Origin of the sequence: Bartonella sp. AR 15-3, assembly GCF_002022445.1 — a bacterium.
Taxonomy (GTDB): Bacteria; Pseudomonadota; Alphaproteobacteria; order Rhizobiales; family Rhizobiaceae; genus Bartonella.
Genome location: NZ_MUYE01000001.1, coordinates 525,104 through 537,292, shown reverse-complemented (window position 1 = coordinate 537,292; position 12,189 = coordinate 525,104). Strand labels below are relative to the sequence as shown.

Annotated in this window: 19 protein-coding genes; 7 read left to right on the top strand and 12 right to left on the bottom strand. The window is 35.6% G+C overall.

Features of this window, described 5'->3' with window-relative positions; all coding sequences use genetic code 11:
* Nucleotide 1 precedes the first annotated feature (1 nt).
* From BAR153v2_RS02430 to BAR153v2_RS02395, 9 genes are all read right to left on the bottom strand, one after another.
* Nucleotides 2-868 (bottom strand): DNA adenine methylase, encoded by an 867-nt coding sequence (locus tag BAR153v2_RS02430; RefSeq protein WP_078680153.1) that lies wholly within the window; start codon nt 866-868, stop codon nt 2-4.
* 2 nt (nt 869-870) lie between these two features.
* On the bottom strand, nt 871-1,038 hold the full coding sequence (locus tag BAR153v2_RS07340) for a hypothetical protein (protein ID WP_158078273.1): 168 nt from the start codon (nt 1,036-1,038) through the stop codon (nt 871-873).
* On the bottom strand, nt 1,035-1,484 hold the full coding sequence (locus BAR153v2_RS02425; protein WP_078680929.1) for a hypothetical protein: 450 nt from the start codon (nt 1,482-1,484) through the stop codon (nt 1,035-1,037). Before BAR153v2_RS02425 ends, BAR153v2_RS07340 begins: the two co-directional genes overlap by 4 nt.
* Before the next feature lie 178 nt (nt 1,485-1,662).
* Nucleotides 1,663-2,055, bottom strand: coding sequence for a hypothetical protein (locus BAR153v2_RS02420; protein ID WP_244548622.1), 393 nt, complete (start codon nt 2,053-2,055; stop codon nt 1,663-1,665).
* Complete coding sequence (locus BAR153v2_RS02415; RefSeq protein WP_078680151.1) at nt 2,039-3,259, bottom strand: DUF1376 domain-containing protein; 1,221 nt, start codon at nt 3,257-3,259, stop codon at nt 2,039-2,041. Before BAR153v2_RS02415 ends, BAR153v2_RS02420 begins: the two co-directional genes overlap by 17 nt.
* Entirely contained in the window at nt 3,249-3,728 is a 480-nt protein-coding gene (locus BAR153v2_RS02410; RefSeq protein ID WP_078680150.1) for a crossover junction endodeoxyribonuclease RuvC, read from the bottom strand. Before BAR153v2_RS02410 ends, BAR153v2_RS02415 begins: the two co-directional genes overlap by 11 nt.
* The gene (locus BAR153v2_RS02405; RefSeq protein WP_078680149.1) at nt 3,718-4,050 is read right to left on the bottom strand and encodes a dATP/dGTP diphosphohydrolase domain-containing protein; all 333 of its coding nucleotides are present in this window, start codon (nt 4,048-4,050) and stop codon (nt 3,718-3,720) included. Before BAR153v2_RS02405 ends, BAR153v2_RS02410 begins: the two co-directional genes overlap by 11 nt.
* Nucleotides 4,051-4,079: 29 nt before the next feature.
* Nucleotides 4,080-4,418: a hypothetical protein gene (locus tag BAR153v2_RS02400; RefSeq protein WP_078680148.1), complete on the bottom strand. Its 339-nt coding sequence runs from the start codon at nt 4,416-4,418 to the stop codon at nt 4,080-4,082.
* 42 nt (nt 4,419-4,460) lie between these two features.
* The gene (locus BAR153v2_RS02395) at nt 4,461-4,760 is read right to left on the bottom strand and encodes a helix-turn-helix transcriptional regulator (protein WP_078680147.1); all 300 of its coding nucleotides are present in this window, start codon (nt 4,758-4,760) and stop codon (nt 4,461-4,463) included.
* Between the two features lie 93 nt (nt 4,761-4,853).
* Here BAR153v2_RS02395 and BAR153v2_RS02390 point away from each other — a divergent pair, with 93 nt between their 5' ends.
* The 7 genes from BAR153v2_RS02390 (at nt 4,854) to BAR153v2_RS02360 (ending at nt 9,257) form a co-directional block, all read left to right on the top strand.
* On the top strand, nt 4,854-5,153 hold the full coding sequence (locus tag BAR153v2_RS02390) for a helix-turn-helix domain-containing protein (RefSeq protein ID WP_078680146.1): 300 nt from the start codon (nt 4,854-4,856) through the stop codon (nt 5,151-5,153).
* Nucleotides 5,154-5,364: 211 nt separating this feature from the next.
* Nucleotides 5,365-5,745 carry a hypothetical protein gene (locus tag BAR153v2_RS02385; RefSeq protein ID WP_078680145.1) on the top strand — a complete coding sequence of 127 codons (381 nt, stop codon included), beginning with the start codon at nt 5,365-5,367 and terminating at the stop codon, nt 5,743-5,745.
* Nucleotides 5,746-5,801: 56 nt separating this feature from the next.
* Nucleotides 5,802-6,344, top strand: coding sequence for a hypothetical protein (locus BAR153v2_RS02380; protein WP_078680144.1), 543 nt, complete (start codon nt 5,802-5,804; stop codon nt 6,342-6,344).
* Nucleotides 6,345-6,469: 125 nt separating this feature from the next.
* A complete protein-coding gene (bet, locus tag BAR153v2_RS02375) occupies nt 6,470-7,261 on the top strand; it encodes a phage recombination protein Bet (RefSeq protein ID WP_078680059.1) in 792 nt (263 codons plus the stop codon).
* A 1-nt stretch (nt 7,262) separates the two neighbouring features.
* Complete coding sequence (locus tag BAR153v2_RS02370; protein WP_078680060.1) at nt 7,263-7,886, top strand: lambda exonuclease family protein; 624 nt, start codon at nt 7,263-7,265, stop codon at nt 7,884-7,886.
* Between the two features lie 111 nt (nt 7,887-7,997).
* A complete protein-coding gene (locus tag BAR153v2_RS02365; protein ID WP_078680143.1) occupies nt 7,998-8,210 on the top strand; it encodes a hypothetical protein in 213 nt (70 codons plus the stop codon).
* A gap of 9 nt (nt 8,211-8,219) precedes the next feature.
* Nucleotides 8,220-9,257, top strand: a complete 1,038-nt coding sequence (locus BAR153v2_RS02360) for a tyrosine-type recombinase/integrase (protein ID WP_078680142.1) — start codon at nt 8,220-8,222, stop codon at nt 9,255-9,257.
* Between the two features lie 54 nt (nt 9,258-9,311).
* Here the strand turns inward: BAR153v2_RS02360 and BAR153v2_RS02355 are convergent, their stop codons facing one another.
* From BAR153v2_RS02355 to BAR153v2_RS02345, 3 genes are all read right to left on the bottom strand, one after another.
* Entirely contained in the window at nt 9,312-9,611 is a 300-nt protein-coding gene (locus BAR153v2_RS02355; protein ID WP_078680141.1) for a HigA family addiction module antitoxin, read from the bottom strand.
* Nucleotides 9,612-9,628: 17 nt separating this feature from the next.
* Nucleotides 9,629-9,910 (bottom strand): type II toxin-antitoxin system RelE/ParE family toxin, encoded by a 282-nt coding sequence (locus tag BAR153v2_RS02350; protein WP_078680140.1) that lies wholly within the window; start codon nt 9,908-9,910, stop codon nt 9,629-9,631.
* Nucleotides 9,911-10,612: 702 nt separating this feature from the next.
* Nucleotides 10,613-12,004: an amino acid permease gene (locus BAR153v2_RS02345; protein ID WP_078680139.1), complete on the bottom strand. Its 1,392-nt coding sequence runs from the start codon at nt 12,002-12,004 to the stop codon at nt 10,613-10,615.
* Nucleotides 12,005-12,189 lie beyond the last annotated feature (185 nt).

The following is a 12,189-nucleotide window of genomic DNA, read 5'->3' as shown; positions in this document are numbered from 1 at the left end:
ATCAAGCTGCTTTGAGAAGTGAACCTATATTCTTTTCTGCGAATTGAGGTATTTTGATTTTAGGAGAAAAAATCATGAGTTCGGTAGCTTGTCTTTTCTTTTGTAGAGAATACTGTAAGCTAAATTCTATTGAGGTATATTGCTTATACAAAAATTTAATTTCTTCTACGTTATCATAAGTTATTAGCCAAGGAGCTTTCACATGTTGGGAGATGATATTTTCTAAATTGTGGTGATCATTAGCTTGATAAAACGAAGTATAAAGCCCTTTTCCTTTTTTAAAATAAGGAGGATCCATATAAACAAAGGTATTTTCATCTGTTCCATAACGCAGTAAAAATTCCTGCGCATCCAGTTGCGTTAAATGTATCCTCTCTTTTTGTTTACTTATGCAAAGAATGCGTTCAATTATATTCCCTTTATTAAACCGGCAATCTATTTTATAAGTACCGATTTGTCCTTTTCCTCCAATTGGACCAGCATTTTTAATGATTCCTGATCTATTTGTGCGATTCAAAAAAAGTGCTGCAAATCCTGTGCTAAGCACATCTGCTGTTTCAGGAGAAATTTCTTTTTGTATGTACCATTCTTCTAAACTAATGGTAGTTGTGTTAATTTTTTCTATTAATTCTTCTGTCTTGTGCAAAACACAATGCCAAAAACTCCAAATGAATGGATCATTATCGTTAATGTGAATATCTTTAACATCACCATTTAAAAGAAGCTTTAGAGCAAGCCCGCACCCACCAGCAAATGGCTCTCTATAGGAACAGCCATTTAATGCATTTTTCTCAAATATTTCTTTGACTTTTCCATAAAGTACAGCCTTGCCGCCCGGATACCTTAATGGTGAGTAGAGATGAGTCATTGTTACGTGCCTTTTTCAATAATTTTTTGAACAAAGTCAGCCATAGCGCCTGTTTCTTTAAGAGCATGACAAATTTTCAGAAATATTTCTTTCCAGTTTTTGCCAGAACGCTTAACTTGATTTATTACAACCTTTTGTAAAATAGGTTTAAGCGACCTCAGTACTGTCAAATTTCTTTTGAAATGCTTTTCTTTTTTGCGGATTTCTTAAATTCTTGATGAAGAGCTTTCTCTATCTCCTTTTCCATTTTCTTCAACATTGGTTCATCATCTCGATCGTCCATCACCATCTTTACAGAATGTTTTTTGATGTTTTTGTTCACCTCTTCTATGAGAGGCTCGACATTCAGAATATTCCGTGGCACATTTCCCCCATAGATCCAGGCCTTTACCTGCGCTTTGGTACTGAAATCCGCATTTTCTGGTATGGTATAATACTGGCCACCATCAAACTTTTCACACTCTCTTGTGCCATCTTCATATTCGTAGAGATTGTAAAAATATTCTGCCACTCCATCCCCCCATGGCACATGACCAATTGCCGTTGCTACAAACTTCTTTTGCATCGGCTGTTGACGGTTTGTTAAGAACAACTGTTTTAAATTTAAAATCTGCATCTTTTTTCCTATTTTTGCATCATGCTCTGTTTGACTCAAATTTGACCACACAGCGACTTTCATGTTTCTCATGTGGAATTCATCAAAAAACTATCAAATCTCTTTCGACGGTGCCTTTCTGTCGATTTAAACACATATCCAATCACAAAACGATCAGCACTTTTCACTATTTTGCTGTTTATCCTTCAATCCGTTTTAAAACCTCTTCAAGCTCTTGCTTGTGAATAAGCGTTAGTGGTCTAAAATGCTCTTGCGCTGTTTTTTCTTGGAGTGCTTTCTTACGTGTATTTTCAATTGCTCTACGGACATTTTCGGCTTTTGAAAGAAGCGTATTTTCTACTGTCTGGCAATAAGCTAAGAGCTCTCCACAAGTTGGCATAAACGTTTTTGATATCCCAAGTGCTTGACCAGTTACGATATCTTCAACACCCTTTTTCAGAGCATATGACGAAATGCGATCCAGCATCATGCCATAGGATAAAACCACGGCTTTGGCATCTGTATTTGCAGGGACTCTCATGCTTGAGAGGAGGAAAGAAGCTTGCTCAATCTCCTTAACTGAAGCTTTCACAGAGAGCAACACTTGTAGACGATTGCAAGAATCTAAGGCTTGCTCCTCCTCCTGTTTTGTCAATGAATTCCCAGCTTTCAGCGTCAACGGGTACCCCGGACTGATCATTTCGATAATCTTCTCCAGATGAGAGATGATCTCTGAGTTCGTTGAAGCCTTCTGCAAGCTGTTCTGTGAAAGTTTTCTGAGGGAATTTGCCATAATGATCACCTAACCGTTTTTCCTGTTCTAATCTTGCTTTTTTCTTTGCTAGCATTCCATAGTCGGGATTTGTAACCCAACTGTACCATGTCCTTTGCCAATCCCGTTTGTTTGCATTTTTACTTGGATTTGCTAACCAGTAATTTGTGAACCGCTCAAATTCTAACAGCGCCTCATCATGTGCTAAGCCTTTATCGATTGCGTATTGGAAATTAGGTTTGAAATCCTCAGGCAGTCGACAGCCTCGATCACTTCTCGACCGTTTTGCTTTTTTGGAAATGTTCTCTTGCTCGTGAATGGGAGGTTGGTTGTCTGATGAGGTTGCGATTTGCTCTGGTCGGCTTTCGCAATCACGAACCTCTGTTGGCTCATCAACTAAATCGATAGGTTCTAAACTTTCAGAACCAATTTCTTTTTTTGCTAATACGATAGTATTAGTTTTTTTATTATAACTGTTAATGTTATTGTTATTGTTATATATATAGGCATCATTAAGCATGTCGTAAGCATCATGCTTAGCATCGTTAAGCATACTGTTAGCATCATGCTTAATAACTTTAGCATCATTTTTAGCATAGTTTTCAGGATTTTCAGGGGCTTTAGCATCATCGCAAGCATCATTTTTATGTTTTTCCCATCTTGCCTGCGCTGCTTTTTGTGCTCTCTCCGATAATTTCTTTGACCGAGATGTTTTCGATATCTTCTCTAAACTCTCATTAGAGTTATTGAGTTCTTCTGCAACTTTTAAACTCCACAAATACCCATCATCTAAACGTTCGATATGACCTGTTTTTAACAAAACATCTAACGCTTTCATAAACATTTTTACTGAACAGCCAGTGTAATTAGCCCAGATCTTCATATCATTTAAAAGCGGCTCTCCAGTATAAAGCATTTGCAAACGCAATTTGATATAAACATTGCATTCAATGGGAGATAAACAAGAGAGATCAAGAATCCACTTATCTGCAAAAAGTCTCGTCCAAGGTAATTTACTGGACATGTATACCCCCTTCTTTTTTTAAATATAAAATTGCCAAAGCATCTGCTTCATTATCATCACAAGGTGCATGCCCTTTGGAACACATTGCCTCTATCATCTCTTCTTTCGAAGCATTTCCTTTTCCTGTTGTTGCTTTCTTTATCGTACCAACAGGGATCCCTTCATACGGGATCTGGTGATGTTCACACCACGCTGTTAACGTTGCTAAAAAGCCGCCATAAACATGGGCAGCATCGGTACCAATATGACGTCTCACCTCTTCAAAATATACTGCGTCAATTCTATCAACGGACCGATTGATCTCCATAAGCCACTGCTTAAAACGCAAATAACGCATTCCACCGCCTTCAAAACGGCGTGATGGAAAATGTTCTGTATCACTTATTATATGACCATCTGCACCGCAGAGCGCCCAACCAGTCTTGGTGCCTAGATCAAGGCATAAAATGTTTTGTGCGTTAGTGATCATGATACTTCAGCCTTTCTTTTAGCCGATTATCACAACCAATCTGTTGGGTTTCGTACTCCATGAGAAAAAGAAGACAGCAAACTGCGTGAGCCAAGTGTGGTAATCCGCTTTCAAGGTCCTTATCCTCTCCACCAAACCAAGCTAATAAATGACGTAAAGAAGCTCCATACAAACGGCTCCAATTCATGCCAGAACGCCAATTATTAGCACCATACTTGTTGGCTCCAAATTCCAAAACACGACCAATATCAAGCAATGTAAGTGGTGGAATAAGATCAACACGCGATTTACCAATATCATTCTTATGAGCTTTAAAAACCACGATTATCTCCCCTCAAGACTATAACGTGCTTATATTATGTGTTCACCACATCGTATGTATTTCTGTAAACTATCTATGAAATGCTTTTTGAAACCGTACGCACTACTATATGCCTTTATAGACAATGATGGTCCTAAAGCACTTTTAGCTATTAAATTATCATTTTCATCAAGAGAAAAATCCCAATCAGAATCGCTAAAAACAATTGTGCTGCCATCTGGAAAATGCATTTCTTTTGTTAAATCTTCTAAAATGCAAAAAGTATAAGATAAGTTTTGTATTTTTTTACGAAAGACATAAAAACCAACAAAAAACATGATTACATTGACTATAAAAAGCATAATCATCGCTGCCAAACTGTAATCCATCTTTATTTTCTTTCTTTATATTGAATTATATTATCATACTCTCTAAAGCCGTTGCATATCGTTGCACTCACACTCATCTCTGCAACCAGAAAAATTATCGCAAAATGAAGAGGAAGAGGATATTTCTTTTTTTTGCATTACAGTAGTACAATTTTCTTGATACCAATCACTAGGACTTACATAATTATTCGTAATCTTTGCTATTTTTTTTATTATCTTAGGATGAGGAAATCTCTTGTTACTTACGTAACGTGCTATTGATGTCTGCGTAACACCTACAGAAACTGCAAACTCAGCATAAGTAATATTATTCTTCAACAAATATGATTTTAGCTTAAACATTTATTTTTATTACCATATCGGTAATTTTAATGCAAGAAGATTTTTACCATATTGGTATTTGAAAGATATTTTTTTTTAAATAGGATAAGAATCATGAATAATTTGAAATTTTTCAGAGAAAAAATGGGGTTAAGCTCCAAAAAATTAGCCGAATTAGCAGGCACGAGTCAGCCACAGATTTTTCGCTTAGAAAACGGACATCGAAAGCTAACAAAAGAATGGGCTATGCGTTTAGCTCCTCATTTAGCGGTTACACCTAAGCAATTAATGTTTTCAGAACAACAAACAAATAGCTTAGATGAACAAATAGAAGATATGCTCGAACACCTAAGCTATGATAATAAAGTTAAGCTTCTTGATCTTCTTTCTTCATTTTATCAAGAAAAAAAGTGATAAATTTCTTTTTTTCGTCTTCTGTTAATTTTTTCCAAAATGCTAGTATTTGTGCATTAATCAGTAGATTTTTATCTATCATTTTCCCCTCTTTCAGATATAAAAATACAAAAATAACCATTTTGGTATTGACTAAATATTACCATTATGGTATACATTCATCTATAAACAAAACACAAGCAACTGTCGCAGGGCATTAGAGGGGGTAATAATGAAAAAGCTGATTTTTATTAATTCAGATGAAATTCTTTTAGCAATGTGCAGCAATGAAAGTGAAAACACTGCACGTTCTGGTCCTTTTTACGATGAAACAGAAGTATTGAACTTTTTATCGGGTATCGATGATGTTGAAAAAATTATTCGCATCGAACTCTCAACAAATCGATGGGAAGATATTTCCGAAGAAATTGCTGAAGAATATTTAGATCAAAGCAGATGGATGCTTGATGAAGAAAGCGATGTTCCTCCTTTTGTAGAATACAGTAATGCCTATGAAATCTTTAAAAAAGATCTAGAAAATCAAAAAATTGATGATGAGATCTATGGCACTTATGAAGAGCAGCACCGCCTCAGACTCTCTGATGTGATTTAAAGAGCCTCTAAACTTCCTTTGAAAATACTCTCATCATACTAAGAAATGAATTTATCATGGAAAAGAAATACGAGCTCACTGATGAAACAATTGAAGTTAATGGAAAAACTCTGCACTGTATCAGGGCACTAAGAGACTTTAGAAATGTTAAAAAAGGTTACTTAGGTGGCTTTATACAAAAAGAAGATAATTTAAGCCATGAGGGAAATTGTTGGGTTTGGGATCAAGCCAGTGTTTGTGATAACGCTAAAGTTTTTGGTAATGCACAAATATTTGAAAATGCAAAGATTGCAGACAATGCGCGTGTTTATGACAATGCAAAAGTTTGTGGAGATGCTTGTGTTGAATACGATGCGCAGATTTTCGGCAATACACAAATTTATGGTAAAGCTCGGATTTATGGGCTTGTTTGTGAAAATGCCCGTGTTTTTGGCAATACTTTTATAAGTGATAAAGCACACATTTCCGGAGATGTTATAATTCAAGATAGAGTATATGTTTTCGATTATGTAAGGATTTCTGGTGATTTTGAAATTCGTGGAGAAACTGCAATCGTCTCCAAAAGTAAATATTTAACAAGCTATATAAGCCGTTTCTAACCACACAAACAACTTTTTAACACAAGCGTGTTTCACGAACGGGTGAATTGCGCTTCAATGGAGGAAATCAAGATGAATAAACAAAACACTAACCTAACAGATGTAATTTAAAGAGGAGAATTTACATGACACATTCTCCTTTAGCCCTTATTTCACAAAAATATGGCTTCTCAGAACAAGAGTTTCGTAAAACCATTATTAAAACCTGTATCAGCCATAACTTCTCTGATGAAGAGTTTGCTGCTTTTATTTCCGTCGCTAATACTTATGGACTCAATCCACTCACAAAAGAGATTTACGCTCTTCCTAAAAGAGGGGGCGGGATTATTCCTGTTGTCTCTATTGACGGATGGATCAAGATTATCAAATCAAATCCTCAATTTGATGGGATGACCTTTCAAGATCAACTTGACAAGAATGGCCAGCTGATAGCCATCAAATGTGCTATTCGTTTGAAAGAAATTAAAGATCCTATTGAGGTCACTGAATATCTTAACGAATGCAAACAAAAAACTGACCCGTGGCAAAAGTATCCTGCACGCATGTTGCGTCATAAAGCGGTCATCCAATGTGCCCGTTATGCTTTCGGATTTTCTGGTATTTACGATGAAGATGAAGCTGAACGGATTAATCAAGGCTCTCATTCACAAAGGCAGCTTGTATCCGATGAAATGATCATGGAAATCCAAGGCCTCATGCATGAAACACAAACAGATGAAACAAAAGTTTTGAGCTTTGCAAATGTCAAAAATATAACAGATCTTTCTCTGCAAGAAGGGCAAATTGTTTTGCAGCTCTTACAGAAAAAAAGAGAAAAACAACCCCCTCAAGAACAACAGCCGGTTGAAATTGTCTATGACTATGATGACATCTACAGTCAAGACCGTGTTCATCCCCCAGAGCAAAGGGTGGTGTAAAATGAAGCAAAGAACTGCAGAATGGTTTCAAGCACGTTTAGGGAAAGTCACCTCTTCAAATATTTACAACGTCCTTAGTCGAACTTCTAAAAACTTGCCCACAAGCAAATATGAAGAATACAAAATCAAACTCATAACAGAACGTTTCGTCGGTGAAATAAGCCAATCTTATACAACAGCAGCGATGCAATGGGGCATTGAACATGAAGAGAATGCATTGAAAGAATATGCCTTCATTTACGATACAGAGGTCACTCAATGTGGTTTCATCCAACATCCTACCATTCAAATGGCCGGAGCAAGTCCTGATGGGCTCATTGGTGAGGACGGGTTAGTTGAGATTAAATGTCCCCAGTCTGCAAACCACCTTCGTTTCTGGATGACAGAAACAATCAAACCAGAATATTTAGCACAAATGCACTTTCAAATGGCTTGTACAGGACGTCAGTGGTGTGATTTTGTAAGCTATGATCCTCGGTTTGCAGGACAATCCGCTCACTTACGTCTTAAGGTTCAGCGTATTCATCGCAATGATGAGCAGATTGAAGCCATCAATCAAGCGGTTGAAACCTTTTTAGAAGAAATCGAACAAGACATAAAACAGATTACAGCTCAAGCTGCTTAAAGTTAGGGGGTGCTCTCTCCTCCCAGCACCCCCACCCTTTCCTAAAAACTTTTAAATACAAGCGTGCTTCACGCCACGAGTGAGTTGCATCTCAATGTAAGGAGAAAAAACATGGCACATCGCCTTCCTACTATAACACAACCAGCTATTGCTCGTGCTTTAAGAGAAGCTAAAAAACAAGGATGCGAACTCATAGAAATCAAACCTACGGGGGAACTCCTCATCTATCTCAAATCCGATATCCCAATTCCAAACTCAGCAACACATCCCGATAAATTCTGGAATCTTTCAAACGATGACCACGATTTTGATATCGTCTTATAAGCCCTATCCATGCCCAAACAACGCCCTCCCCACCTTGTCAAGGAAATCACACGCCATGGTAAAGTCATATGGTATGTGCGTATTGGACATGGACAACGTGTTAGAATCTACGGGACTTACGGAGCACAAGAATTTATTGATAACTACAAAAGAGCTATTGCTCAATTGCAAGGACTTATACTTCCTAAATCAAAACCTGGTAAACTTGTTGAAGGATCATTTGCATGGCTCCTTAAACAATATTTTAATAGCGTTAATTGGTATAGTTTAGCCAAAACTACACAAAGGCAAAAAGAACTCATTCTAATGAAAGTTTGTGATTCTGTAGGAAGTATCCCATACAAAGCAATTAACAAAAAACATATCATAGCAGGAGTCGAACGACGTAAAGAAACACCAGCAAGTGCTCGAAATTTTCTAAAAGCACTCAATGGGCTTTTTACGTGGGCAATTGAGCAAAACCTCTTAGATGAGAACCCAACTTTAAATATCAAAAGGCCTCCACTCAAAAACAAAGATGGATTTCCTGCTTGGACAGAAGAGGATATAGAGAAATATTATAAGCAATGGCCTCATGGTACGCATGAACGCGTTTGGATTGATGTTATTCTCTATACAGGATTACGACGAGGTGATGCCATGCGCATTGGTTGGAAAGATGTGAAAGATAACATCATTCATCTTAAAACAGAGAAAAGCAAATTCCAAACAGATGTTTTTCTCCCTATTTTACCAGAGCTCGCAGAAACTCTTAAAATTGGCCCTATCGGAGATGAAACATTCATTTGCGGCAAAGGTAATAAGAAATTAACAAAAGAAAGCTTTGGCAATCTATTTAGAGAAGCTTGTAATACAGCAAGTATTAAAAAATCAGCTCATGGTTTAAGAAAATTAGCAGCAACACGTGCCGCAAATTCAGGTGCTACAGTCTCACAACTCAAAGCAATTTTTGGCTGGACAAATGATAACATGGCCTCTCTTTATACAAAAAGTGCTGATCGTAAAAAACTTGCTCTTGAATCAATCAAAAAACTCCAAAAAAGTTAGCCTCACAAACTCACAGCGTAACAAACCAAATTGTTATCAAAAATATTAACAAAATCAAAGCGGCGGTTGAGCTGAATCAGAAACAAGAGGAGAAATAGATGGTTGTAACTGTTGCATTGTTTGCCACAAGTTATAGTTTGTTTGCATATCCAACCAAAATTTTGCTTTACTAAAACCAGCTAATTCTAATTTAACTGCAAGCTCTGTGCTCATAGAAGCATGACCGTTAATCACTCTAGATAGAGAAGCTCTTGTTATATGAAGATGGTCGGCTAATTTTTGTATTGATAGCCCCATTTCTTCCAAGAAAGCTACTTTTAGAACTTCGCCTGGGTGTGCGGGGTTATGCATCATTTTTTTTATTCCTTTCATCAATGGTAATCTTGATAATCAACAAGTTCAACATCCGTTCCGATAAAGCGAAAGGTAACACGCCAATTACCATTGACCCATATAGAATAGTAACCTGTATAGTCGCCTTTAAGAGAATGCATTTTAAAAGCAGGAGCTTTCAACATTTCAGGACATGTAGCACTTGTTAAAGCCGTTAAGATAACGCGTAATTTTTTTGTGTGAGTTGCTTGAATAGCTTTTGTAGATCCCGTTGTATAAAATAATTTCAAGCCTTTATGTTTAAAACTCACAATTGCCATTACCATTCCTTATCGTATACTATTACTATACGATCAATAGAAATAAGAATCAAGCAGCGTACTAATAAATTTTATTTCACAACAGGCTAAAACAATTGAGATATAAGTCATAAAAAAAAAATCCCAAAAAAGTTAGGGATAAGCCCCAAAAAAACATAATAAAATCAATAACTATAGAATCCCTTACTTTTACAATAAGTATTTGATTTTAATTAATTTTATGCCGCCTGTCACGCCCACCAGATTCTTTTATATATAAAAAAAGATGCAGAAATTAGGATTTTATACTTTCTTCTAACAAGATTTCGTGGATCGATATCTTTTTTGAATTGTTTTTCCATTTTTATAAGTTCTTGAACTTTTATAGCTTAATCTTTTTTAAAATAAAAGAACTAAAGTCAAAATTAAGATGTAGAATTTTCAAACTTATTCTATAATCTGTGATGTTTTTCTATCTTTACTTTTTCAATTGATTTTTTAAACTTTTCTATGTCTTTTTGTTAAAAAGAATTAATAATTATTATAAATATAAAAATAACTTTTCAAGACAAGACAATAAGTATAAAATTCTTAGAAAAGATTACCCTCTCTTCTTAAAATAGCAACGCTATCTTAAAATCACATCACCCAATAATTTTTTTATATTTGAAAGTAATCCCCTCAACTATAGATCATTATATGGAAATTGCACTGCTTTGGATTTTAAACCTTCTTTTCTTTTTGATAGATTTTTCTTTTCTTTAAATTATAAAGTTTAAGTGCATAAAAACAAATAACAAGGGAAGAAAGCCAAATAGCACCTATAATCAACACTGATCTCGTATTATCAAAAAACCATAATAAAACAAAAATAAAGACCATAAATACAGTAGCAAAAATTGATCCTATTGGCCAAAATGGCATTGGAAATTTTAGATCAAGGCGTTCTTCTGAAGACATTTTAAGCCGCATAAAAATTTGCGAAAGCAAAATCATCTTCCAAACAAAAACTGTCGCAAATGTCGCCATTGCTGCAATGAGAAAAAAAAGGTGATTATGATAATAATAATTAAGAATAACACCAAAAAGAAATACGCTAAATATGAGTAAAATAACAAAAATCGGTACACCATTTTTTGATAAATACTGGAATTTCTTAAATGCATAACCTTCCTGAGACAAACCATGTATCATGCGGACTGCACCATACATTTCACTATTAATTGCAGAAACCACGGCTGTAATAACAACAATATTAAGAATATGGGCTGCTGACGAAATACCGAACCTTTCAAAAATTGTAACAAAAGGACTACTAATAAGGGGAATTTCATTCCAAGGATAAAGTGACATTAAAACTGCTAAAGTCATAACATAAAAAAGCAAAATTCGAATTGGAATAGAATTAATTGCTCTCGAGATTGTTTGATTAGGATCCTGTACTTCCATTGCTGCCATTCCAATAATCTCTACGCCACCAAAAGCAAAAACAACAACACTAAAGCAAGCTAAAAAACCAAACAAACCATTTGGAAATACTCCACCATTTTGCCATAAATTATGAAACCCAATAGTAGAGAATGTATTTGTATTCGAATCAAAAAAAATAATTGCTATGCCTAAAATAATCATAGTGATAATGGCGATAATTTTGATGGAAGAAAGCCAAAATTCTAGCTCACCATATACTTTCACTGCTGTTAGGTTAACACCGGTAATGATAAGTGTAATGCTCAATGTCCATATCCAAGGAGCAACGTCAGGATACCAAAAATTCATATAAGTTGCAAAAGCCGTAATATCAGCTAAACCAACAAGTACTACCTCAAAAACATATGTCCATCCTGTTAAAAAACCAGCTAATGGCGATATATAAGTTGTAGCGTAACGAGCAAAAGAACCAGGCAGCGGATTATGAATAATCATCTCACCTAAAGCACGCATAACTATAAAAATAGCTAAACCAGAAATACAATAAGCAATTAAAACACTTGGACCAGCCAGATTAATCGCCTGCGCAGATCCATAAAAAAGCCCTGTCCCAATAGCAGAACCAAGAGCTAAAAATATAACCTGACGCTGGTTTATACCGCGTTTAAGATTATTTGTTGTCATTTCTATCCTTCATCAAATATCATTCCAGCCTTTACAGAACAAAATTGGCAGATTAATAAGAATCAAAACTGATTGAAATGTGAAAAAACTTTAAAATATCTGAAAAACTTGAATTTTTATTTTCTTTAGTTCCATAAAAAAATACAATTCATAACGGCTAAGATGCATAATCTCATCTCGTATGG

Coding starts and splice junctions, on each gene's coding strand:
- BAR153v2_RS02430 (WP_078680153.1), bottom strand. CDS start 868: ATGACTCATCTCTACTCACCATTAAGGTATCCGGGCGGCAAGGCTGTA.
- BAR153v2_RS02425 (WP_078680929.1), bottom strand. CDS start 1,484: ATGCAGATTTTAAATTTAAAACAGTTGTTCTTAACAAACCGTCAACAG.
- BAR153v2_RS02415 (WP_078680151.1), bottom strand. CDS start 3,259: ATGTCCAGTAAATTACCTTGGACGAGACTTTTTGCAGATAAGTGGATT.
- BAR153v2_RS02410 (WP_078680150.1), bottom strand. CDS start 3,728: ATGATCACTAACGCACAAAACATTTTATGCCTTGATCTAGGCACCAAG.
- BAR153v2_RS02400 (WP_078680148.1), bottom strand. CDS start 4,418: ATGGATTACAGTTTGGCAGCGATGATTATGCTTTTTATAGTCAATGTA.
- BAR153v2_RS02395 (WP_078680147.1), bottom strand. CDS start 4,760: ATGTTTAAGCTAAAATCATATTTGTTGAAGAATAATATTACTTATGCT.
- BAR153v2_RS02390 (WP_078680146.1), top strand. CDS start 4,854: ATGAATAATTTGAAATTTTTCAGAGAAAAAATGGGGTTAAGCTCCAAA.
- BAR153v2_RS02385 (WP_078680145.1), top strand. CDS start 5,365: ATGAAAAAGCTGATTTTTATTAATTCAGATGAAATTCTTTTAGCAATG.
- BAR153v2_RS02380 (WP_078680144.1), top strand. CDS start 5,802: ATGGAAAAGAAATACGAGCTCACTGATGAAACAATTGAAGTTAATGGA.
- bet (WP_078680059.1), top strand. CDS start 6,470: ATGACACATTCTCCTTTAGCCCTTATTTCACAAAAATATGGCTTCTCA.
- BAR153v2_RS02370 (WP_078680060.1), top strand. CDS start 7,263: ATGAAGCAAAGAACTGCAGAATGGTTTCAAGCACGTTTAGGGAAAGTC.
- BAR153v2_RS02365 (WP_078680143.1), top strand. CDS start 7,998: ATGGCACATCGCCTTCCTACTATAACACAACCAGCTATTGCTCGTGCT.
- BAR153v2_RS02360 (WP_078680142.1), top strand. CDS start 8,220: ATGCCCAAACAACGCCCTCCCCACCTTGTCAAGGAAATCACACGCCAT.
- BAR153v2_RS02355 (WP_078680141.1), bottom strand. CDS start 9,611: ATGATGCATAACCCCGCACACCCAGGCGAAGTTCTAAAAGTAGCTTTC.
- BAR153v2_RS02350 (WP_078680140.1), bottom strand. CDS start 9,910: ATGGCAATTGTGAGTTTTAAACATAAAGGCTTGAAATTATTTTATACA.
- BAR153v2_RS02345 (WP_078680139.1), bottom strand. CDS start 12,004: ATGACAACAAATAATCTTAAACGCGGTATAAACCAGCGTCAGGTTATA.